The sequence below is a fragment of the Streptomyces sp. NPDC003635 genome (assembly GCF_053587635.1).
This window is the reverse complement of sequence record NZ_JBSFOK010000004.1, coordinates 141,509-162,521: the sequence shown is the minus strand read 5'-3', so window position 1 is coordinate 162,521 and position 21,013 is coordinate 141,509. Positions and strand designations below refer to the sequence as shown.

The following is a 21,013-nucleotide window of genomic DNA, read 5'->3' as shown; positions in this document are numbered from 1 at the left end:
AATTCTGACGTGTCGCGACATGTCGTATCAGCACATGATCAGTCGCCCAGCATCCCCAGATCCCGTCCCCGCCGCAGCAGCGCCGCCGTGTGCCCCGCCTCCAGCTTCCGGTGCAGGGAGGCGATGTAGCCCCGCACGGTCGCCGTGGACAGCCCCATGCGCCGGGCCGCCTCCGTCGCCGTACAACCGCCGTCCAGATGCCGCAGGGTGCGCAGCTCCTGCTCGGTGACCCCGAACAGCCGGGCTGTGGTGCGCGCCCGGGCAAGGTCCCGCAGCAACAGCAGCACCGGCAGCCCGGGCGCGCCGGGGGGCACCTGGCGCACCTCGACGTCCCGGGTCGTGAAGTCCTCGACACCCAGCCGCGGATGGTCCCGTACGGCGGGCAGCAGACCGCCGGCCACGGCGTTGAGGGCGTACGGCCGCCCGGCCTCGTCGAGCGCGGCGACCCCCCGGCCGTGTCCGCCGACCAGTTCCAGGGCGACGGCGGACAGCAGCCGCAGCCGCTCGCGCTCCCGCAGCGTCCGTTCGACGGCGAGGAGTTGCAGCTGCGCGAACCCCAGCAGGTCCCGGTCCCGCTCGCTGAAGTCCGCCCCGGAGCGAACCAGCGCGTACCCCTGGATCGCCCCCACCTCGGAACCGGCCGAGGCGATCAGATGCCGGTGCAGCCCGAAGGGCCGGAAGTCCAGGTTGTAGCAGTGCGTACGCCGCCACTGCCGGTCCCCGGCGACATCGCTGACCCGCCAGGCCTCCGGACCGCCGCTCTCCAGGATGATGTCGGTCAGCGGATGGTCGAGCGGGTGGTCGTAGATGACCATCGGATCCTCGTGGAAGGACTCCCGGGGCAGCGACAACGCCCAGGCCCCGCCCCCGTCCAGCGTCAGCCGATAGCACTGGGCCGCGTCGGCAGGCACCAGCCGTAACAGCTCGGGCAGCACCCGGGCCTGCAACTCCGCGACGGAGTCCACCTCTTCGAGCTCTCGTACGACTGTCAGCACGCGCCGCGTGTCCGCGCCACTGATCTCCATGTGCACTCCCCCGGCGCTGCTCCCGCCCGAGACGTCCTGCGAAAGACGTTAGGGCCTGCGCACCGTCGGGGAAGCCCGCTCGCGCGTCCGCGATGGCATCCTGAGGGGAGACCTTGGCGCGGAGGAGAGCAGGTGGGAGCCATGGTGGGCGCGAGCTCACAGGGGACGGCGGAGAGCGGGGGCGCGGCGGCACCAGGGGTCGCCCCGCGCGCCATGCGCGCCGATGCCCGGCGCAACTACGAGCGCCTCCTCACCGAGGCCCGTACCGCCTTCGCCGAGCACGGCACGGACGCGTCCCTGGAGGACGTGGCCCGGCGCGCGGGTGTGGGCATCGGCACCCTCTACCGCCACTTCCCCAACCGGCACGCCCTGCTGAGCGCGGTCTTCGAGGACGCGGTGAGCGATCTGCTGTCCCGGGCCCGGGAACTGAGCCGGGCCCCGGAGCCGTGCTCGGCCCTGGTGACCTGGCTGAGGGAGATGGTCCAGCACGCGGGTGAGTACCGCGGCATCTCCCGGGCCCTGATGTCGGTCACCACGAACGACACCTCGGCCCTCTCCCGCTGCAGCGACCCCATCAGGGAAGCGGGCGGCAGGCTACTGAGCCGAGCCCAGCAGGAGGGCAGGATCCGAGAGGACGTGGCCATCGGCGACCTGCTCCAACTGACCCACGCCATCGCACTGGCGGCGGAGGAGACACCGGGGGATCCGGCGGTTGCGGACAGATTGCTGATGCTGACACTGAGGGGCCTGAAACCCGCCTAGGGCGCGGGGCTGTATCGAGCCGCGGCTCCGCCGCGCGGGCGCGACCAGCCACCGACGACAGGCACCCGCGCGCGGAGCGCGGACCCCTGCGGCGAGCAGGCGACCTCAACGCCGTCGAAGATCAGCGACCCGCGACCGCTCAGTCCCCGGCACCGGCTCCCCCATCACGGCGGACCGAAGACCGGTCGGAGCCGCCCGCCTGGGGCCCGGCACGGAACGCGCCCTCCGCGCCGGGACTTCGTCACCCCCCGGGTTCCCGTTCGCCCCGGCGACGGCGATCTGCACCCCCTGATCGGCCAGGGCCTGCAGTTCGGTCTGGGCGCGGTCGTCATGAGCCGGCGGCTCATCGGTCACCAACCGCGTGATCACGTCGGTGGGCACGGTCTGGAACATCGTGTCCGTACCGAGCTTGGTGTGGTCGGCGAGGACGACGACCTCCGCGGCCGCCTGCACCAGCGCGCGATCCACCGACGCCGAGAGCATGTTGGAGGTGGAGAGCCCGCGCTCGGCGGTGAGGCCGCTCCCGGAGAGGAAGGCCCGGGAGACCCGCAGCCCCTGGAGGGACTGCTCGGCTCCGGAGCCGACGAGGGCGTAGTTGGAACCGCGCAGGGTGCCGCCGGTCATCACGACCTCCACCCGGTTCGCGTGGGCCAGCGCCTGGGCCACCAGCAGGGAGTTGGTGACGACGGTCAGCCCGGGCACCCGGGCCAGTCGGCGGGCCAGCTCCTGCGTGGTCGTACCGGCCCCGACCACGATGGCCTCGCCCTCTTCGACGAAGTTCGCGGCGAGATCGGCGATGGCCGTCTTCTCGGCGGTCGCGAGATGTGACTTCTGCGGAAAGCCGGACTCCCGCGTGAACCCGCCCGGCAATACCGCACCGCCATGTCGGCGGTCGAGGAGTCCTTCTGCCTCCAGCGCGCGCACGTCCCGCCGTACGGTCACTTCGGAGGTCTGGACGACGCGGGCGAGTTCACGGAGCGACACGGCCCCGTTCGCTCGCACCATTTCGAGGATCAATTGGCGACGTTCTGCAGCGAACACGAAACTGACAGTAACCCCAACGACCGTCTGCTTTCAGCAGTTTGCGCCGAATAGCAGAAGTTGTTCGCACTGCAGGACGGGTAGTGGTATAAGGCCCAGCCCCGGCGCCTATGCCGTACGCATGCTCGACAACTCCCCGTGACCAGCGGGGAGTCGGTTCAAGCCGTCAGAGTTCGCCGCCGCTCTTGCGGGTGTGCAGCTGCCGGGCCACCTCGGCGATCGACCCCGAAAGGGAGGGGTACACGGTGAACGCGTTCGCGATCTGTTCGACCGTCAGATTGTTGTCGACGGCGATCGAGATGGGGTGGATCAGTTCCGAGGCGCGAGGGGACACGACCACACCGCCGACCACGATGCCGGTGCCCGGGCGGCAGAAGATCTTGACGAAGCCGTCGCGGATGCCCTGCATCTTGGCGCGCGGGTTGCGCAGCAGCGGCAGCTTGACGACCCGGGCCTCGATCTTGCCGGCGTCGATGTCGGCCTGGGTGTAGCCGACGGTGGCGATCTCGGGATCGGTGAAGACGTTGGAGGAGACGGTCTTCAGGTTCAGCGGGGCGACCGCGTCACCGAGGAAGTGGTACATGGCGATACGCCCCTGCATCGCCGCGACGGAGGCCAGCGCGAAGACGCCGGTGACATCGCCTGCGGCGTACACGCCGGGGGCCGTGGTGCGCGAGACCTTGTCGGTCCAGATGTGCCCGGAGTCGCGCAGCCGGACGCCCGCCTCCTCCAGGCCGAGCCCGGCGCTGTTCGGGATGGCGCCGACGGCCATGAGGCAGTGCGAGCCGGTGATGACGCGGCCGTCGGCGAGGGTGACCTCGACGCGGTCGCCGACGCGTTTGGCGGCGGAGGCGCGGGAGCGGGCCATGACGTTCATGCCGCGGCGCCGGAAGACGTCCTCCAGGACGGCGGCGGCGTCCGGGTCCTCACCCGGCAGCACGCGATCGCGCGACGACACGAGGGTGACCTTGGAGCCGAGCGCCTGGTAGGCACCGGCGAACTCGGCACCCGTCACACCCGAACCGACCACGATGAGCTCCTCGGGGAGCTCGTCGAGGTCGTAGACCTGGGTCCAGTTGAGGATGCGCTCGCCGTCGGGCTGGGCGTCGGGCAGCTCGCGGGGGTGACCGCCGGTGGCGATGAGCACGGCGTCGGCGACGAGGGTCTCCTCGGTGCCGTCGGCCGCGGTGACGACGACCTTGCGGGAGCCGTCGAGGGCCTGCATGCCGTCGAGCCGGCCGCGGCCGCGCATCACACGGGCGCCGGCGCGGGTGACGGCGGCGGTGATGTCGTGCGACTGGGCGAGCGCGAGCCGTTTCACGCGTCGGTTGACCTTGCCGAGGTCCACGCCGACGACCCGGGCGGGGGTGTCGATGTGGGGGGTGTCGTCGGCCACGATGATGCCGAGCTCCTCGTAGGAGGAGTCGAAGGTGGTCATCACCTCGGCCGTGGCGATCAGGGTCTTCGACGGCACGCAGTCGGTGAGCACCGACGCTCCGCCCAGACCGTCGCAGTCGACGACGGTCACCTCCGCGCCGAGCTGAGCGGCGACCAGCGCCGCTTCGTATCCGCCGGGTCCGCCACCGATGATCACGATCCGAGTCACGTACTCCATTGTCCCGCACGTATCGCGGTGCTACGGCCCAGGGCCCCGCCCGAGACCCCACTGTTACGGGAGGGACTGGCGTTGCGGGCTGCCGTACCCTCTCCCCATGTCGCTCTACGCCGCGTACGCCGGCAACCTCGACGCGCGGCTGATGACCCGCCGCGCCCCGCATTCGCCGCTGCGCGCCACCGGCTGGCTGAACGGATGGCGGCTGACGTTCGGGGGCGAGCAGATGGGCTGGGAGGGTGCGCTGGCGACGCTCGTCGAGGATCCCGCGTCCCAGGTCTTCGTCGCGCTGTACGACATCGCCCCGATGGACGAGGAATCCCTGGACCGCTGGGAGGGCGTGGGCCTCGGCGTCTACCGCCGGACCCGGGTCCGGGTCCTCACCCTGGACGGCGAGGAGGGAGCCTGGGCCTACGTCCTGAACGGCTACGAGGGCGGTCTCCCGTCGGCGCGCTACCTGGGCGAGATCGCCGACGCGGCGGAGTCGGCCGGGGCACCCCACGACTACGTGATGGAGCTGCGGAAGCGGCCTTGCTGACGGAGCCGGGCTCCTGGACTTGGAGGATCGACGCACCACCGGGAGATCACATGACCCCGACCACGTATGACGTCTATTACACGGTGCAGGCCGCCGAGGCTCGTGACCGGCTCGACGACAGGCAGCGCATCGCCTTCGACAAGGGCATCGCACTGCTCGCCCGCGACCCGTTCCTCTCGGTCTCGCGGCCCCTGAGCTCCACCGGGGACGACCGCACGATCCGTCTGACCCGGAACGTCCTCGTGGAGTACACCGTCAGCCGGGGTCGACTGCTGATCTTCATCGTCGAGGTCTTCGACGAAAAGGACGTCCTCGTCACCGAGGAATGACCGCGTCCCGCCAAGCCTTCGTCGGAAACAACAAGACAACGATCCCCATCCCGTGGGCTCTGTCATCTACGCGCGTAGGCATTGACCGGCTACCCTCGTCGGCGTGAACGCATCTCTTCTTCCGGACGACATCCAGGGCGACCCGTACGCCGCCGCCGACGCCGCCGCCGCTCGCCTGCGCGAACTGACGGGGGCCGAGACCCACGACGTCGCCCTCGTGATGGGCTCCGGCTGGGCGCCGGCCGTGGACGCCCTCGGCGACCCCGACGCAGAGTTCCAGGTCACCGAGCTGCCCGGGTTCCCGCCGCCGGCCGTCGCGGGCCACGGCGGCAAGGTCCGCTCGTACAAGATCGGCGACAAGCGGGCGCTGGTCTTCCTCGGCCGTACGCACTACTACGAGGGCCGCGGTGTGGCCGCCGTCGCGCACGGCGTCCGTACGGCGGTCGCGGGTGGCTGCAAGACGGTCGTGCTGACGAACGGCTGCGGCGGTCTGCGCGAGGGCATGCGCCCCGGGCAGCCGGTGCTGATCAGCGACCACATCAACCTGACGGCGACGTCGCCGATCGTCGGCGCGAACTTCGTCGACCTGACGGACCTTTACTCGCCGCGGCTGCGGGCGCTGTGCAAGGAGATCGACGCGACGCTGGAAGAGGGTGTCTACGCCCAGTTCCCCGGCCCGCACTACGAGACCCCGGCCGAGATCCGCATGGCGCGGGTGATCGGTGCGGACCTGGTGGGCATGTCGACGGTGCTCGAGGCCATCGCGGCGCGCGAGGCGGGTGCGGAGGTGCTGGGCATCTCGCTGGTGACGAACCTGGCGGCGGGCATGACCGGCGAGCCGTTGAACCACGAGGAGGTCCTCCAGGCGGGCCGCGACAGCGCCGCCCGCATGGGCGCCCTGCTGACGCAGGTCCTGGGCCGCCTGTAGTCCGCCCGGAGCCTCCCCCGGACGCCGGACGGGCTGAAAACGCCGGCGCGCGACATTCAGCCCCTCCCGCGTGGTATGACACCCCACCCGTACAGAACCGAGAGGTTGACCGACCGTGCATGACGAACTCATCGCCCGGGCCAAGGCATGGCTGGCCGAGGACCCCGACACGGACACCCGTGCCGAACTCGCCGAGCTGATCGACGCCGAGGACCACGCCGAGCTCGCCGCACGCTTCAGCGGCACCCTCCAGTTCGGCACCGCGGGCCTGCGGGGCGAGATCGGCGCCGGCCCCATGCGCATGAACCGCACGGTCGTCATCCGCGCCGCGGCCGGCCTGGCCGCCTACCTGAAGAAGCAGGGCCAGGACGGCGGCCTCGTCGTCATCGGCTACGACGCCCGCCACAAGTCGGAGGACTTCGCCCGCGACACCGCCGCCGTCATGATCGGCGCCGGTCTCCGCGCGGCCGTACTCCCCCGCCCCCTCCCCACTCCCGTCCTCGCCTTCGCCATAAGGCACCTCGGCGCGGTCGCCGGGGTCGAGGTCACCGCCAGCCACAACCCGCCCCGTGACAACGGCTACAAGGTCTACCTCGGCGACGGCTCCCAGATCGTCCCGCCCGCGGACATCGAGATCGCGGAGGAGATCGCCGCGGTCGCCTCCCTCACCACGGTCCCGCGCCCCACCACCGGCTGGGAGACCCTCGACGACAGCGTCCTCGACGCCTACCTCGCCCGAACGGACGCCGTCCTCGCCGCCGACTCGCCGCGCACCGCGCGGACCGTCTACACGGCCATGCACGGCGTCGGCAAGGACGTCCTCCTCGCCGCCTTCGCCCGCGCCGGCTTCCCGGCCCCGGACCTGGTCGCCGAGCAGGCCGAGCCCGACCCGGACTTCCCGACCGTCGCCTTCCCCAACCCGGAAGAGCCCGGCGCGATGGACCTGGCCTTCGCCAAGGCCGCCGCGACCGACCCCGACCTGGTCATCGCCAACGACCCCGACGCCGACCGCTGTGCCGTCGCCGTGCGGGACGGCGGCGCGTGGCGGATGCTGCGCGGGGACGAGGTCGGCGCCCTGCTCGCCGCCCACCTCGTGCGGCGCGGGGCCCGGGGCACCTTCGCCGAGTCGATCGTCTCCTCCTCCCTGCTCGGCCGGATCGCCGAGAAGGCGAACCTGCCGTACGAGGAGACCCTCACCGGCTTCAAGTGGATCGCCCGCGTCGAGGGCCTGCGGTACGGCTACGAGGAGGCCCTCGGCTACTGCGTCGACCCCGACGGCGTCCGCGACAAGGACGGCATCACCGCCGCCCTGCTGATCACCGAGCTGGCCTCCGTGCTCAGGGCCGACGGGCGTACGCTCCTCGACCTGCTGGACGACCTCGCCATCGAGCACGGTCTGCACGCCACCGACCAGCTCTCGGTCCGGGTCCAGGACCTGTCCGTGATCGCCGACGCGATGCGCCGACTGCGTGAACAGCCGCCGACCGAGCTGGCCGGCCTCGCCATCACCCGCGCCGAGGATCTGACCCGGGGCACCGAGAAGCTCCCGCCCACCGACGGCCTGCGCTACACCCTCGACGGCGCCCGCGTCATCGTCCGCCCCAGCGGCACCGAGCCGAAGCTCAAGTGCTACCTGGAGGTCGTCGTCCCGGTCGCCGACCACTCCGCGCTCCCGGCGGCCCGCGCCAAGGCCACGGACCTCCTCGAGGCCATCAAGCGGGACCTCTCGACCGCGGCCGGCATCTGAGCCGTAGGACCTGACACCACCCGATGGGGTGCCCCACCCGGAGGCACCCCATCGGGTGGTTTCGGCACGACGGTTGACGCGCGCTCCACGCCCCGCCGCGCCACCCGGGCAACCGTGGACCGGCAAGCGCCCGCCACGTCAGCCCTGGAGCCGCCGCCGTGTCCTCGACCGCCTTCCGGCCGACACCCCGGGCGACCACTGCCCCGGCCACCCCTCGGCGCTGGCGACCCGTACCGTTCCCGTCCCCGCGCCGCGCGGCACCCGCGCTCCTCGCGTACGTCGCCGTACGCGCCACGAGCCTGCTGGTCCTGACCCTCTGGGCGCACCGGCAGCGGCGGGGCGTCCGGCCGATCCTCGCGACGCGGTGGGACGCCGACTGGTACCTCGGCATCGCCGAGAACGGCTACGCCCACGAGCTCGGAACCGCCTACAACGCCAACAACCTGGCGTTCTTCCCGCTCTACCCGCTCCTGGTGAGGACGGTGGCGGCCGTCACCCCCGGCACCCCGGCCAGTACCGGCCTGTGCCTCGCCGTCGTCGCCTCGCTCCTGGCCGCCTGGGGCATCTTCGCCGTCGGCGAGCACCTGTACGGCCGACGCGTGGGCGTCCTGCTGACCGTCCTGTGGGCCGCGTACCCGGTCGGCCTGGTGCAGTGGATGGGCTACACCGAGTCCCTGTTCACGGCCTGCGCCGCGTGGGCCCTGTACGCCGTGCTCACCGGCCGCTGGCTGTCGGCGGCGACCTGCGCGACCCTCGCGGGCCTCACCCGCCCGACCGGCATCGCGGTGGCGGCGGCCGTCACCGTCCCGGCACTACTGGCCCTGCGCCGCCGCCCCTTCCCGCGCCGCGCCCTCGCCGCCGCCCTCCTGGCACCGCTCGGCTGGTGCGGATACGTCGGCTGGGTCGGCCTGCGCACGGGCCGCTGGGACGGCTACTTCGCCGTACAGCGGCTGTGGCGCAACGAACTGGACGGCGGCGCCGGGACACTGCGCCGGATGCGCGAGTACCTGTTCCACGACGCCACACCCCACCTGTTCCTGGTGCTGGTGACGGCCACGCTGCTGGCGTCGGTGGTGCTGTTCGCGCTGTCCGTGGCGGACCGCCAGCCGCTGCCGCTGCTGCTCCTCACGGGCTTCCTGCTGACGATCGTCCTGGCCAGTGACGGCGTCTACTTCCCGCGGGCCCGCTTCCTCCTGCCCGGCTTCCCCCTGCTGCTCCCCCTCGCCCTGCACCTGAGCCGCGCCTCCCGCCGCTACCGAGCCCTCACGCTGACGGCGGCCGTGGCGGGTTCGGCGTACTGCGGCGCGTACATGGCCCTGGTGTGGCCCACGGCCCCGTAGCCCCGAAGCCGCAACGCCAGAGCCCCGCCCTGGAGGAACCCTCGCGATACCGGAGCCGCGCCCATGACTGACCCTCGCGCCCAGAGCCCCGCTGTGGACGAACGCGCACGCCCACAGCCCCGCCCTGGAGGAACCCTCGCGCCTACAGCCCAGCCCTGGCCGCGACAAGGGCGCCGACCCAGCCGAGAGCGAGCAGCAGGGCCCACGGCCACAGCGCCGGCCCGCGCTCACGCTCGTCGCTGTCCCCCGTCGGCCGCAGCGCGGGATCGGCGGCCAGGGCGCTGCGTCGCCCTGCACCTGAGCCGCGCCTCCCGCCGCTACCGAGCCCTCACGCTGGTGGCGGCCGTGGCGGGTTCGGCGTACTGCGGCGCGTACATGGCCCTGGTGTGGCCCACGCAACGCCAGAGCCCCGCCATGGAAGAACCCTCGCGCCTACAGCCCAGCCCTGGCCGCGACAAGGGCGCCGACCCAGCCGAGAGCGAGCAGCAGGGCCCACGGCCACAGCGCCGGCCCGCGCTCACGCTCGTCGCTGTCCCCCGTCGGCCGCAGCGCGGGATCGGCGGCCAGGGCGGTGAGTTCGGCGGCCAGCCGCGCGTACGGATGGGTCAGCTCGCGCCGCCGCTCCAGCCATTTCCAGCGGGGCGCGGACACGGCCCAGGAGCCGCCGCCGCGCCACCGCAGCTTCAGCTCCAACGCCTGGTAGCGGGCCGAGCGGAAGTCGTCCCAGGGAACGCGGGTCGTCTTGAACAGCCCGTTGATCCACAGCCCGTCCCGGTCGGCGGTGATCCGCCACCCCGCCTTCACGGGCACCCGAGCCGCGCCCATCAGGCCCACCGCCACGACCAGGAGCAGCTCCCAGAGCGGGAAGTCGGCTTCGGTGAACGCCCGCCACCCCAGCCAGACGCCCCACTGCGCCAGCAACAGGGCGGCCAGCAGGTCCAGCCACCCCGCTCGCCACCGCAGCACGGCCTGCGGCGCCAGGGCCACCACGGCGACCCGCGGCTCCTCGCGCACACCGGCCACGGGCCGCACGGGCCCGGAGGACCGCTCCACGACCGGCGGATGGTCGGGATCCTCGTCAGCACTGACGATCACGACTTCGGCACCGTCACAGGGCACCCCGTAGAGCACGGCTTCTCTCAGGGGCCCGGGCCGGTCGTCGTCGAGCAGTTCAAGGAGCTCGTCGTCATCGTGGTCATCGTCGTCGCTGTCGCCCTCGTCGCCCGCGTCCTCCTCGGCGCCGGTGTCCAAGGGCATCAGGGACACACGGAACAGCGGCCGCAGGGCGTCGACGTCATCGGCGGCGAACACCTCGGTCCGGGCCCCCGAGTCGTCCCGCACGAGCACCCGCAGCACCGGTACGGCCGCCGCGTGCAACCGGGCGGCCCGGTACCGCCCGAGCAGGGCGGACACGAGCGCGGTGACCCCGAAACCGATCAGCAGGAACCCGACGGCGCCGGAGACTCCGGACGTGCGGCCGAGCACACAGCCACCGACGATCAGGGCCAGCCCGACCGCCCCGAGCCACAGTCCCCGCCGCAAGGGCAGTTCGGCGCCGGGCACGGCGGCCGTGACACCCGCGGCGGCGTCCAGTACGGCCTTGCGCTGCCGCTTCCGGGCCCGCAGCCGCACTTCGGCCAACCCCAGCGCGACCCCGGCGACGATCCCGGCCCCCGCGAGCGCCGGCCACTCGCTCCGTTCCAGGGCAACGGCAGCGACGAGCCCAGGCGCGGAAGCCCGCACAAGCTCGGGCCGCAGCACGACCCACAGCGCCTGGAGCGGCACGAGGGCGGCGAGGTAGGGCTCGACCCCGGCAAACCCGAAGGCGAGCGCGCTGCCCACCACCCCGAGCGCCACAAGCTCGTCGTACAGCCCACCCCTGGGCACCCACCGAGGCGGCAGGGCACCGACCCAGGACGGGACCCGCGCCCCGTCCCAGCTCAGACACCCATCGGGCACAACGGACTCACTCAAAGGCCGAGGCAGAACCGGCCGAACATCAGTACTCATCGCAAGCAAGACACCCAAAGCCCGGACTTGGTTGCGACATCAGCAAAGCCCACACCAACAATCGAAGACCGCCGCCGACGCCTCCCGGGGCCCGGGGACCAGCACGAACGAAGGCCGCCGCAGACGCCTTCAGGGGCGCGGGGAACTGCGCGACCAGCCCCCACCGAACCCGCACCCGGCGACGAACCGTCGGCAACCAACCGCCGCTCAGCCCACCACCAACAAGATCACCAACAGAACCGCCCCGGCCACCACCGGCCCAAGCACCTCATAGGCCCACCGCACGGTCACCTCACCCTGCGCGGCCGGGGACTCCTCCCCCGCCCCCCACAGCTCCCGAAGGTCATCCATCACCTTGTCGGTCTCGGCCCGAGCCGGCCCCTCGACCTCACTCCCGCCTCCGAGCCCGGGTCCACCGAGCCCGGAGCCACCGAACCCGAACCCCAGCCCCCCGCCACGGCCGCGCCCACCCCGCTGCCCGCTCCGCTCGGCCTCCGCCCGTGCCTGCTGCCGGGCCGCCTTCTTCCGCGCCCGCAGCGACACCGGAATCGCCCACAGCTGGTACTTCGTCCCACCCTTGGCGACGACCTCGTTCGAGTACCCGGACCGAAGCGACGCCACCTGCCCCCACGGCAGCACGACCACCCGGAACGGATTCCGGATCCGCAACCGTTCCGCATTGGCGAAGACAGCCGGCCGCACCGTGAACGCGGCCACCCCCGGCACCGCCAGAATCAACGAGGCTAGCGCCAGCCAGGGCGTGCTCCCGTCCCCCTGCACCAGCGCGTCGATCCCGAGCCACAACATGATCACCAGCAACAGGACCCCGCCCACGATGCCCATGGGCGAGCGATACACCCGGTCCCGGGAGGGAGGGACCGGCACGGAGGAAGGGTTCGGGCTCGTCATGGCCCCGATTGTGCATGACGAGCTCATCCACCTCCGGGGGTGTACAGCCGCTACGCGCGTAGATATGCTCGTCTGGTGACCATGCCCACCAATGCACCCTCCCCCACTGCCGAACGCGTGGGAGGTACCCCCAGCGCAAAGACCCTCTCGGGCGTCACCGCGTCCGACAGCACGCTGCGCCGCTTCCTCCACGGGCTGCCCGGCGTCGACGCGGTCGGCCTGGAGGCGCGCGCCGCGTCCCTCGGTACCCGTTCCATCAAGACGACCGCCAAGGCCTACGCCATCGACCTCGCGATCTCGATGGTCGACCTGACGACACTGGAAGGCGCGGACACCCCGGGCAAGGTCCGGGCGCTCGGCGCCAAGGCGGTCAACCCCGACCCGACCGACCGCACCACGCCCACCACGGCCGCGGTCTGCGTCTACCCCGACATGGTGGCCGTCGCCAAGGAGGCCGTCGCCGGCTCCGGCGTGAAGGTCGCCTCCGTCGCGACCGCCTTCCCGGCCGGGCGCGCGGCCCTCGGGGTGAAGCTGGCCGACGTCCGCGACGCCGTCGCCGCGGGTGCCGACGAGATCGACATGGTCATCGACCGCGGGGCCTTCCTCGCGGGGAACTACCTGAAGGTGTACGACGAGATCGTCGCCGTGAAGGAGGCCTGCGGGGCCGCCGCCCGGCTGAAGGTCATCTTCGAGACGGGCGAGCTGTCGACGTACGACAACATCCGCCGGGCGAGCTGGCTCGGCATGCTGGCCGGGGCCGACTTCATCAAGACCTCGACCGGCAAGGTGGCGGTGAACGCCACGCCCGCCAACACCCTCCTCATGCTGGAGGCCGTGCGCGACTTCCGCGCCCAGACCGGGGTACAGGTCGGCGTGAAGCCCGCCGGCGGCATCCGTACGACCAAGGACGCGATCAAGTTCCTGGTCCTGGTGAACGAGACGGCCGGCGCCGACTGGCTGGACAACCACTGGTTCCGCTTCGGCGCCTCCTCCCTCCTGAACGACCTGCTGATGCAGCGTCAGAAGCTGGCCACCGGCCGCTACTCCGGCCCCGACTACGTGACGGTGGACTGATCACCATGACATCCGCATCCGCATTCGAGTACGCCCCGGCACCCGAGTCCCGCTCGGTCGTCGACATCGCGCCCTCCTACGGCCTGTTCATCGACGGCGAGTTCGTGGAGGCGGCGGACGGCAAGGTCTTCAAGACCGTCTCCCCGTCCACCGAGGAGGTCCTCTCCGAGATCGCCCAGGCGGGCGAGGCGGACGTCGACCGGGCCGTCAAGGCCGCCCGCAGGGCGTTCGAGAAGTGGTCGGCGCTGCCCGGCTCCGAGCGCGCCAAGTACCTGTTCCGCATCGCCCGGATCATCCAGGAGCGCAGCCGCGAGCTCGCCGTACTGGAGACCCTGGACAACGGAAAGCCGATCAAGGAGACCCGCGACGCCGACCTGCCCCTGGTCGCCGCGCACTTCTTCTACTACGCGGGCTGGGCCGACAAGCTCGACCACGCGGGCTTCGGCGCGAACCCCCGGCCGCTCGGTGTCGCGGGCCAGGTCATCCCCTGGAACTTCCCGCTGCTGATGCTGGCGTGGAAGATCGCCCCGGCGCTGGCGACCGGCAACACGGTCGTCCTCAAGCCCGCCGAGACCACCCCCCTGTCCGCGCTGTTCTTCGCGGACATCTGCCGCCAGGCGGGCCTGCCCAAGGGCGTCGTCAACATCCTTCCGGGCTACGGCGACACGGGCGCGGCCCTGGTGGCCCACCCGGACGTGGACAAGGTGGCCTTCACCGGCTCCACCGCGGTCGGCAAGGAGATCGCGAGGACGGTCGCCGGCACCCGCAAGAAGCTCACCCTCGAACTGGGCGGCAAGGGCGCCAACATCGTCTTCGACGACGCCCCGATCGACCAGGCCGTCGAGGGCATCGTCAACGGCATCTTCTTCAACCAGGGCCAGGTCTGCTGCGCGGGCAGCCGGCTGCTGGTCCAGGAGTCGATCCAGGACGAGCTGCTGGACTCCCTCAAGCGCCGGCTCTCCACGCTGCGGCTCGGCGACCCGCTGGACAAGAACACGGACATCGGCGCGATCAACTCCGAGGAGCAGCTGACCCGGATCACCTCGCTCGTCGAGCAGGGCGAGGCGGAGGGCGCGGAGCGCTGGTCGCCGGCCTGCGACCTCCCGGAGAGCGGCTACTGGTTCGCCCCGACGCTGTTCACGAACGTCACCCAGGCGCACCGCATCGCCCGCGACGAGATCTTCGGCCCGGTGCTGTCGGTGCTCACCTTCCGCACCCCGGACGAGGCCGTCGCCAAGGCCAACAACAGCCAGTACGGCCTGTCCGCGGGCATCTGGACGGAGAAGGGGTCGCGGATCCTCGCCGTCGCGAACAAGCTCCGCGCGGGCGTGATCTGGTCCAACACGTTCAACAAGTTCGACCCCACCTCGCCGTTCGGCGGTTACAAGGAGTCGGGCTTCGGCCGCGAGGGCGGCCGTCACGGCCTGGAGGCGTACCTCGCCCCGTCGAGCCCGGAGGGCGAGCGATAAATGAGCAAGGTTGACAAGTCCGAGCAGCAGCGTCTGAGCGTCTTCAAGACCTACAAGCTGTACGTCGGGGGCAAGTTCCCTCGCTCCGAGAGCGGCCGGGTGTACGAAGTGACCGACTCCAAGGGCAACTGGCTGGCCAACGCGCCTCTTTCGTCCCGCAAGGACGCCCGTGACGCGGTGGTCGCGGCGCGCAAGGCGGTCGGGCCCTGGTCCGGCGCGACGGCGTACAACCGCGGTCAGATCCTCTACCGCGTCGCCGAGATGCTGGAGGGCCGTCGCGAGCAGTTCACGCGTGAGGTGGCCGACGCCGAGGGCCTGTCGAGGTCGAAGGCCGCCGCCCAGGTGGACGCGGCGATCGACCGCTGGGTCTGGTACGCGGGCTGGACCGACAAGATCGCCCAGGTCGTGGGCGGCGGAAACCCGGTCGCCGGCCCGTACTTCAACCTCTCCTCCCCCGAACCGACGGGCGTGGTCGTCGTCCTGGCCCCCCAGGAGTCGTCCTTCCTGGGACTGGTCTCGGTGATCGCCCCGGTGATCGCGACCGGCAACACGGCGATCGTGATCGCGAGCGAGAAGTCCCCGCTCCCGGCCCTCTCCCTGGGCGAGGTGCTGGCCACCTCCGACCTGCCCGGCGGCGTCGTGAACGTCCTGTCCGGTCGTACGGCGGAGATCGCGCCGCCCCTGGCCGCGCACCAGGACGTCAACGCCATCGACCTCGCGGGCGCCGCCGACGACGACGGCCTGGTGAAGGAGCTGGAGATCGCCGCGGCGGACAACCTCAAGCGCGTCCTTCGTCCACAGGCTGTGGATTACGCGGCGACTCCGGGCATCGACCGTATGACGGCGTTCCTGGAGACCAAGACGGTCTGGCACCCCACGGGTTCGCTGGGCGCGTCGGGCTCGTCGTACTGACGTACTGAGGGGTCCCGAAAGACCGGAGAGCCGCGCCTCCCCTCCGTCCGGGGGAAGCGCGGCTCTCCGCTGTCGGTGTCCGTGCCGTCAGCCGCCCAGCAGGCCCGTCGCCTGGCCCAGGACCGGGATCGAGCCGATCGACCGGGCCTGCGCCACCGGGGCCGTGAGCATCTGCGAGGTCAGCGGCTGGAAGTCGGCGAGCTGGGTGCCGACGCCGTTGTCGAGCGGGTCGACTCCCGTGCCCGCCAGCGGGTTGGGCTTCAGACCCGCCACCGGTCCGGTGACATAGCCGACCGTGCCGGTGACCGCCCGGAGACCGGCCTGCGGGTCGACCTTGCCCACGGAGGTGGGGCGGGTGCGGACCACGTGGTCGAGGACCGGCTCGCCGTCGATAGCGGAGGCCAGCGGCGCGGCGGCACCGAGGGCGGCGCCGGCGGTCGCGAGGACGGCCAGCGCGCGCTGGGCGGTGGGGTGGGGGAAGGACGCTTGTCCGGCCATCGGCTCTGCCACCTTCTGCTGCATGGGGTAATCAGGTCGACACGAAGGGTAGTTGAGGTGTGACGCGCGCTTCAAAGCCGACCCGCGGACTCGATGAACAGCGGGTGAATGCGTCATATTGGTGTTCCGTGAGTTCCCTCCCGCCCATACCGACGCGAGTCGTGCTGCTCTGCGGCCCTTCCGGCTCCGGCAAGTCCCTTCTCGCGGCCCGCTCCGGCCTTCCGGTGCTGCGGCTCGACGACTTCTACAAGGAGGGCGACGACCCGACGCTGCCGCTGGTCCTCGGGAGCTCCGACATCGACTGGGACCACCCCGAGTCCTGGGACGCCGACAAGGCGGTGGCGGCGATCGAGAGCCTGTGCCGCACGGGCCGTACGGGCGTCCCGGTCTACGACCTCTCCCTCAGCGCCCGGACGGGCGAGGACACCGTCGACATCGGCCGCACCCCGCTGTTCATCGCGGAGGGCATCTTCGCGGCGGAGATCGTCACGCGCTGCCGCGAACTGGGCCTGCTGGCCGACGCGCTGTGCCTGAGCCGCGGCCCGGTGAAGACGTTCCGCCGCCGTTTCCTGCGCGATCTGAAGGAGGGCCGCAAGTCCGTGCCCTTCCTGCTGCGCCGCGGCTGGCGGCTGATGCGGACCGAGCGGTCGATCGTGGCCCGCCAGACGGCGCTGGGCGCGTACGCCTGTGACCGCGACGAGGCGATGGGCCGCCTGGCCGACGCCGCCGCGGGCCGCCACGTACCGGCGAGGACACCCGCGTAACACCCGGACACGGAAGAAGAGCGGGACTGGACGGACCCCCCGGCCCTCCAGTCCCGCTCCCTTTGGTGCTCCCCCGTGCTTGTCCCCCGTGTTCCCCCGTTGAGCCAACCCCCGTGAGCCCCCCGGTTACCGCTCCCCCGTTACCTGCATCCCCCCATACCTTCAGGCCACCAGCTCGCCGAAGGCGTCCTCCTCGTCACGGCCGAAGCTGAGGACCTCGTCCTCGCGCAGCCGGCGGAGCGACCGCCAGATGCTCGACTTCACCGTGCCGACACTGATGTCGAGGATGTCCGCGATCTCCGGGTCGGTGCGGCCCTCGTAGTAGCGAAGGACCAGCATCGTCCGCTGGAGTTCGGGCAGCCGGGCCAGCGCCTGCCACAGGACCGCGCGCAGCTCGGTGCCGCGCATCGCGTCCGTGTCGCCGGCCGTCTCCGGCAGCTCCTCGGTCGGGTACTCGTTCAGCTTGCGGCGGCGCCACGCGCTGATGTGCAGATTGGTCATCGTCCGCCGCAGGTAACCCCCGACGGCGGCCTTGTCACTGATCCGGTCCCAGGCCTTGTACGTCGAGAACAGCGCGCTCTGCAGCAGGTCCTCGGCCTCGAAGCGGTCACCGGTCAGGTGGTACGCGGTGGCGTACAGGGAGGCGCGGCGCTCCTGGACGTAGGCGGTGAACTCCGCCTCCGACAGCGAACGACGCTCCCCCGAGTCCTCCCTGTACGCGCTTCCCCCGTGTGCTTCCCCCGTGAAACCGTCAACCACCGTGATATACGCGGTGTGCTGACGCCCGGTGCCGCGAGCGCACCCCCGCCCGCTCACGGCACCGGACTTCTCCGAACCCCGGCCCCCGTTCACGTCGTGCAGACGCGTGACCACTGCGCTGGTGCTCATGCTGTGCAGCGTGTTCATCTCGCGCCCCCCGTCGTGGACTTCCGGTGTTCGGCCTGCTTCAGGCGGTGCTTCCTTGCCTGTGCCGAAAAGCTTGCCGGGGCCACTTCATGGCCGTGTCCGCCGACTGTCACAGACCTGTCACAGGGGCCGGCCGTACGGCAAGCACAGCGCGAACACGGAGCGGAGCGGTACGTGCACGTACCCGTACAGGTGTCGAAACCCTCCCCCACCATGGGCCAGAATGAGCCCGTGCCTTCCCTGTTGCTGATCGAGGACGACGACGCCATCCGCACGGCCCTGGAGCTTTCCCTCACGCGCCAGGGTCACCGGGTTGCCACGGCTGCCACCGGTGAGGACGGCCTGAAGCTGCTGCGCGAGCAGCGGCCGGACCTGATCGTGCTGGATGTGATGCTGCCCGGCATCGACGGCTTCGAGGTGTGCCGTCGTATCCGGCGCACCGACCAGCTGCCGATCATCCTGCTCACCGCGCGCAGCGACGACATCGACGTGGTGGTCGGCCTGGAGTCCGGCGCCGACGACTACGTCGTCAAGCCGGTCCAGGGGCGGGTGCTCGACGCCCGGATCCGGGCCGTGCTGCGCCGCGGGGAGCGGGAGTCCAACGACGCGGCGACCTTCGGCAGCCTCGTCATCGACCGTGCCGCGATGACGGTGACGAAGAACGGCGAGGACCTCCAGCTCACGCCGACCGAGCTGCGGCTGCTGCTGGAGCTGAGCCGGCGGCCCGGACAGGCGCTGTCCCGGCAGCAGTTGCTGCGGCTGGTGTGGGAGCACGACTACCTGGGCGACTCGCGTCTGGTCGACGCCTGTGTGCAGCGGCTGCGCGCCAAGGTCGAGGACGTGCCGTCGTCCCCGACCCTGATCCGTACGGTCCGCGGGGTCGGTTACCGGCTGGACGCGCCTCAGTGACACAGGCGCAAGGGGGGTTCCGCGGCTGGTTCGCGGATCGCAAGGGAGTCTGGTCGCGGCTGCGCTTCACCAGCCTGCGGCTGCGTCTCGTGGTCGTCTTCGGCCTGGTGGCGCTGACCGCCGCCGTGTCCGCGTCCGGGATCGCCTACTGGCTCAACCGCGAGGCGGTGCTCACCCGCGCCCAGGACGCGGTGCTGCGTGATTTCCAGCAGGAGATGCAGAGCCGCGCCGGTGTGCTGCCCGAGCGGCCGACGCAGGACGAACTCCAGCGCACCGCGGGCCAGATGGCGGGCAGCAGCCAGCGGTTCAGCGTGCTGCTCGTCGCCCGGAACCCCGACGGCCGGACGGTGTTCGGCACCTCCGGCGGACTGAGCGGCTTCACGCTGGAGGACGTGCCCGAGTCACTGCGCGAGGCGGTGAACGAGGAGCAGGAGATCAACTCCACCAACAAGTACGCGTACCACCTCTACTGGCAGCGCATAGTCGAGGACGACACCCCGTATCTGGTCGCCGGGACCAAGGTGATCGGCGGCGGTCCGACCGGGTACATGCTCAAGTCCCTCGAGCCGGAGGCCAAGGACCTCAACTCGCTCGCCTGGTCGCTGGGGATCGCCACGGGCCTCGCGTTGATCGGCTCCGCGCTGCTCGCGCAGGCCGCCGCGACGACCGTACTGAAGCCCGTGCACCGGCTCGGCGTCGCCGCCCGGCGGCTCGGCGAGGGCAAGCTGGACACCCGGCTGAGGGTGTCCGGGACCGATGAACTGGCCGATCTGTCCCGGACGTTCAACAACGCGGCGGAGGCGTTGGAGAAGCGGGTCGCGGACATGGCCGCGCGGGACGAGGCCTCGCGGCGGTTCGTCGCCGACATGAGCCATGAGCTGCGTACCCCGCTGACCGCGATCACCGCCGTCACCGAGGTGCTGGAGGAGGAGCTGGAGGCGGAGACCGGGTCCATGGACCCGATGATCGAGCCCGCCGTCCGGCTGGTGGTGAGCGAGACCCGGCGCCTGAACGACCTGGTCGAGAACCTGATGGAGGTCACCCGCTTCGACGCGGGCACCGCCCGTCTGGTGCTGGACGACGTGGACGTCGCCGACCAGATCACCGCCTGCATCGACGCCCGGGCCTGGCTGGACGCGGTCGACCTGGACGCCGGGCGCGGAGTCCACGCCCGCCTGGACCCGCGCCGGCTGGACGTCATCCTCGCCAACCTCATCGGCAACGCGCTCAAGCACGGGGGATCGCCGGTGCGCGTCTCGGTGCGCGAGTCGGACGCCGAGGACGGGAAGGGCGCCGAGGTCGTGATCGCGGTACGGGACCACGGCCCCGGCATCCCCCAGGACGTCCTGCCGCATGTCTTCGATCGCTTCTACAAGGCGAGCGCGTCCCGCCCCCGCTCCGAGGGCAGCGGTCTGGGCCTGTCCATCGCCCTGGAGAACGCCCACATCCACGGCGGCGAGATCACCGCCGCCAACTCCCCCGAGGGCGGCGCGGTGTTCACCCTGCGCCTGCCCAAGGACGCCTCGGCGCTCACTGAGGAGGCCGAGGAGAACAAGGGCCCGGACGGGAAGGGCGAGGCCTGATGACCGTACGCCGACTGCTGGCGCTCCCGCTGCTCGCCGGGGTCCTCGCCGGATGCGGCATCCGGGCCACCGAGGTCCCGACCGACTTCGGCGCCGCGCCGTCGCGGGTCCAGTGCTCGCTGGCCGAGCCGAACGTGTCGACCCAGGCATCGCGCGGGGTGCCCGCCCAGGTCTTCCTGCTGTGCCACTCGTCCCTGGTGGCCGTGGACCGCACGGTACGCGTCCCGGAGGGCGCCCCGGACTCCCAACGGCGCGTCCTGGTGGCCCAGGGCCTCCTCAACGAACTGGAGGCGACCCCGTCGGAGCCCGAACTGGACGCGGGCTACACGACGAACGTACGCGGCGACCTGTCGGTGACGGGCCCTCGTCAGGGCGACCCGGACGACACACTCCGCCTGTCGACCCGACCCGAGGCCCTGGCCCCCACGGCCCTGGCCCAGATCATCTGCACCTTCTCCGACTCCACGGCGGCGGAGGGCGACGGCTCGGTCATCCTGGGCGGCCCGACGGAGGACGACCTGCGACGCTACGAGTGCACGGACGAGGTGAGAGCGAGACCGTCGACGGAGAAGCCCCCGTCGACGGATGTGACGGAGGGGTGAGGAGCGCCCCGTCAGGGATGCGGGGAACCGCGCGCTCGGCCTCCACCGGGCCCGC

The 21,013-nt window shown here is 71.6% G+C and carries 20 protein-coding genes; 13 read left to right on the top strand and 7 right to left on the bottom strand.

Annotated features, from left to right (window positions below; translation table 11 throughout):
- Window positions 1-38 precede the first annotated feature (38 nt).
- Window positions 39-1,025, bottom strand: a complete 987-nt coding sequence (locus ACWDRW_RS06035; protein ID WP_451720764.1) for a LuxR C-terminal-related transcriptional regulator — start codon at window positions 1,023-1,025, stop codon at window positions 39-41.
- A gap of 213 nt (window positions 1,026-1,238) precedes the next feature.
- Between ACWDRW_RS06035 and ACWDRW_RS06030 the strand changes: the two genes are divergently transcribed.
- The gene (locus ACWDRW_RS06030) at window positions 1,239-1,787 is read left to right on the top strand and encodes a TetR/AcrR family transcriptional regulator (RefSeq protein WP_451720942.1); all 549 of its coding nucleotides are present in this window, start codon (window positions 1,239-1,241) and stop codon (window positions 1,785-1,787) included.
- Window positions 1,788-1,892: 105 nt separating this feature from the next.
- Here ACWDRW_RS06030 and ACWDRW_RS06025 read toward each other — a convergent pair whose 3' ends face one another.
- Window positions 1,893-2,828, bottom strand: a complete 936-nt coding sequence (locus tag ACWDRW_RS06025; protein WP_451720762.1) for a DeoR/GlpR family DNA-binding transcription regulator — start codon at window positions 2,826-2,828, stop codon at window positions 1,893-1,895.
- A gap of 166 nt (window positions 2,829-2,994) precedes the next feature.
- The gene (locus tag ACWDRW_RS06020; RefSeq protein ID WP_451720760.1) at window positions 2,995-4,443 is read right to left on the bottom strand and encodes an NAD(P)H-quinone dehydrogenase; all 1,449 of its coding nucleotides are present in this window, start codon (window positions 4,441-4,443) and stop codon (window positions 2,995-2,997) included.
- A gap of 97 nt (window positions 4,444-4,540) precedes the next feature.
- On the opposite strand from ACWDRW_RS06020, the gene ACWDRW_RS06015 reads away from it, so the two are divergent.
- From ACWDRW_RS06015 to ACWDRW_RS05995, 5 genes are all read left to right on the top strand, one after another.
- Complete coding sequence (locus tag ACWDRW_RS06015; RefSeq protein WP_451720758.1) at window positions 4,541-4,978, top strand: gamma-glutamylcyclotransferase; 438 nt, start codon at window positions 4,541-4,543, stop codon at window positions 4,976-4,978.
- A gap of 50 nt (window positions 4,979-5,028) precedes the next feature.
- Window positions 5,029-5,307 (top strand): type II toxin-antitoxin system RelE family toxin, encoded by a 279-nt coding sequence (locus tag ACWDRW_RS06010; RefSeq protein ID WP_451720756.1) that lies wholly within the window; start codon window positions 5,029-5,031, stop codon window positions 5,305-5,307.
- Between the two features lie 103 nt (window positions 5,308-5,410).
- Window positions 5,411-6,235 (top strand): purine-nucleoside phosphorylase, encoded by an 825-nt coding sequence (locus ACWDRW_RS06005; protein ID WP_451720754.1) that lies wholly within the window; start codon window positions 5,411-5,413, stop codon window positions 6,233-6,235.
- A gap of 115 nt (window positions 6,236-6,350) precedes the next feature.
- Window positions 6,351-7,982: a phospho-sugar mutase gene (locus tag ACWDRW_RS06000; RefSeq protein WP_451720752.1), complete on the top strand. Its 1,632-nt coding sequence runs from the start codon at window positions 6,351-6,353 to the stop codon at window positions 7,980-7,982.
- 158 nt (window positions 7,983-8,140) lie between these two features.
- Window positions 8,141-9,322 (top strand): hypothetical protein, encoded by a 1,182-nt coding sequence (locus ACWDRW_RS05995; RefSeq protein WP_451720750.1) that lies wholly within the window; start codon window positions 8,141-8,143, stop codon window positions 9,320-9,322.
- Window positions 9,323-9,754: 432 nt separating this feature from the next.
- Here ACWDRW_RS05995 and ACWDRW_RS05990 read toward each other — a convergent pair whose 3' ends face one another.
- Complete coding sequence (locus ACWDRW_RS05990; protein ID WP_451720748.1) at window positions 9,755-11,209, bottom strand: hypothetical protein; 1,455 nt, start codon at window positions 11,207-11,209, stop codon at window positions 9,755-9,757.
- A gap of 330 nt (window positions 11,210-11,539) precedes the next feature.
- The gene (locus ACWDRW_RS05985) at window positions 11,540-12,241 is read right to left on the bottom strand and encodes a PH domain-containing protein (protein WP_451720746.1); all 702 of its coding nucleotides are present in this window, start codon (window positions 12,239-12,241) and stop codon (window positions 11,540-11,542) included.
- Between the two features lie 81 nt (window positions 12,242-12,322).
- On the opposite strand from ACWDRW_RS05985, the gene deoC reads away from it, so the two are divergent.
- Genes deoC through ACWDRW_RS05970 form a run of 3 tightly spaced genes read left to right on the top strand, consistent with a single transcriptional unit; the run spans window position 12,323 to window position 15,696 of the window.
- On the top strand, window positions 12,323-13,315 hold the full coding sequence (deoC, locus tag ACWDRW_RS05980; protein WP_451720940.1) for a deoxyribose-phosphate aldolase: 993 nt from the start codon (window positions 12,323-12,325) through the stop codon (window positions 13,313-13,315).
- A 5-nt stretch (window positions 13,316-13,320) separates the two neighbouring features.
- Window positions 13,321-14,784, top strand: coding sequence for an aldehyde dehydrogenase family protein (locus ACWDRW_RS05975; protein WP_451720744.1), 1,464 nt, complete (start codon window positions 13,321-13,323; stop codon window positions 14,782-14,784).
- The gene (locus ACWDRW_RS05970; RefSeq protein WP_451720742.1) at window positions 14,785-15,696 is read left to right on the top strand and encodes an aldehyde dehydrogenase family protein; all 912 of its coding nucleotides are present in this window, start codon (window positions 14,785-14,787) and stop codon (window positions 15,694-15,696) included.
- 87 nt (window positions 15,697-15,783) lie between these two features.
- Here the strand turns inward: ACWDRW_RS05970 and ACWDRW_RS05965 are convergent, their stop codons facing one another.
- The gene (locus ACWDRW_RS05965) at window positions 15,784-16,194 is read right to left on the bottom strand and encodes a hypothetical protein (protein ID WP_451720740.1); all 411 of its coding nucleotides are present in this window, start codon (window positions 16,192-16,194) and stop codon (window positions 15,784-15,786) included.
- Between the two features lie 128 nt (window positions 16,195-16,322).
- On the opposite strand from ACWDRW_RS05965, the gene ACWDRW_RS05960 reads away from it, so the two are divergent.
- Window positions 16,323-16,958 carry a uridine kinase family protein gene (locus ACWDRW_RS05960; protein WP_451720738.1) on the top strand — a complete coding sequence of 212 codons (636 nt, stop codon included), beginning with the start codon at window positions 16,323-16,325 and terminating at the stop codon, window positions 16,956-16,958.
- 162 nt (window positions 16,959-17,120) lie between these two features.
- Here the strand turns inward: ACWDRW_RS05960 and ACWDRW_RS05955 are convergent, their stop codons facing one another.
- Window positions 17,121-17,864, bottom strand: coding sequence for a SigE family RNA polymerase sigma factor (locus tag ACWDRW_RS05955; RefSeq protein ID WP_451720736.1), 744 nt, complete (start codon window positions 17,862-17,864; stop codon window positions 17,121-17,123).
- A gap of 231 nt (window positions 17,865-18,095) precedes the next feature.
- On the opposite strand from ACWDRW_RS05955, the gene afsQ1 reads away from it, so the two are divergent.
- The 3 genes from afsQ1 to ACWDRW_RS05940 are packed head-to-tail and all read left to right on the top strand — an operon-like array spanning window position 18,096 to window position 20,958.
- Window positions 18,096-18,773, top strand: a complete 678-nt coding sequence (gene afsQ1, locus ACWDRW_RS05950) for a two-component system response regulator AfsQ1 (RefSeq protein ID WP_037886857.1) — start codon at window positions 18,096-18,098, stop codon at window positions 18,771-18,773.
- Window positions 18,770-20,356, top strand: a complete 1,587-nt coding sequence (locus tag ACWDRW_RS05945) for an ATP-binding protein (RefSeq protein ID WP_451720734.1) — start codon at window positions 18,770-18,772, stop codon at window positions 20,354-20,356. Before afsQ1 ends, ACWDRW_RS05945 begins: the two co-directional genes overlap by 4 nt.
- Window positions 20,356-20,958, top strand: a complete 603-nt coding sequence (locus tag ACWDRW_RS05940) for a hypothetical protein (RefSeq protein WP_451720732.1) — start codon at window positions 20,356-20,358, stop codon at window positions 20,956-20,958. Before ACWDRW_RS05945 ends, ACWDRW_RS05940 begins: the two co-directional genes overlap by 1 nt.
- The last annotated feature ends 55 nt before the right edge of the window (window positions 20,959-21,013 follow it).

Coding starts and splice junctions, on each gene's coding strand:
- ACWDRW_RS06035 (WP_451720764.1), bottom strand. CDS start 1,025: ATGGAGATCAGTGGCGCGGACACGCGGCGCGTGCTGACAGTCGTACGA.
- ACWDRW_RS06030 (WP_451720942.1), top strand. CDS start 1,239: ATGCGCGCCGATGCCCGGCGCAACTACGAGCGCCTCCTCACCGAGGCC.
- ACWDRW_RS06020 (WP_451720760.1), bottom strand. CDS start 4,443: ATGGAGTACGTGACTCGGATCGTGATCATCGGTGGCGGACCCGGCGGA.
- ACWDRW_RS06015 (WP_451720758.1), top strand. CDS start 4,541: ATGTCGCTCTACGCCGCGTACGCCGGCAACCTCGACGCGCGGCTGATG.
- ACWDRW_RS06010 (WP_451720756.1), top strand. CDS start 5,029: ATGACCCCGACCACGTATGACGTCTATTACACGGTGCAGGCCGCCGAG.
- ACWDRW_RS05985 (WP_451720746.1), bottom strand. CDS start 12,241: ATGACGAGCCCGAACCCTTCCTCCGTGCCGGTCCCTCCCTCCCGGGAC.
- deoC (WP_451720940.1), top strand. CDS start 12,323: ATGCCCACCAATGCACCCTCCCCCACTGCCGAACGCGTGGGAGGTACC.
- ACWDRW_RS05975 (WP_451720744.1), top strand. CDS start 13,321: ATGACATCCGCATCCGCATTCGAGTACGCCCCGGCACCCGAGTCCCGC.
- ACWDRW_RS05970 (WP_451720742.1), top strand. CDS start 14,785: ATGAGCAAGGTTGACAAGTCCGAGCAGCAGCGTCTGAGCGTCTTCAAG.
- ACWDRW_RS05965 (WP_451720740.1), bottom strand. CDS start 16,194: ATGGCCGGACAAGCGTCCTTCCCCCACCCCACCGCCCAGCGCGCGCTG.
- ACWDRW_RS05955 (WP_451720736.1), bottom strand. CDS start 17,864: ATGAACACGCTGCACAGCATGAGCACCAGCGCAGTGGTCACGCGTCTG.
- ACWDRW_RS05940 (WP_451720732.1), top strand. CDS start 20,356: ATGACCGTACGCCGACTGCTGGCGCTCCCGCTGCTCGCCGGGGTCCTC.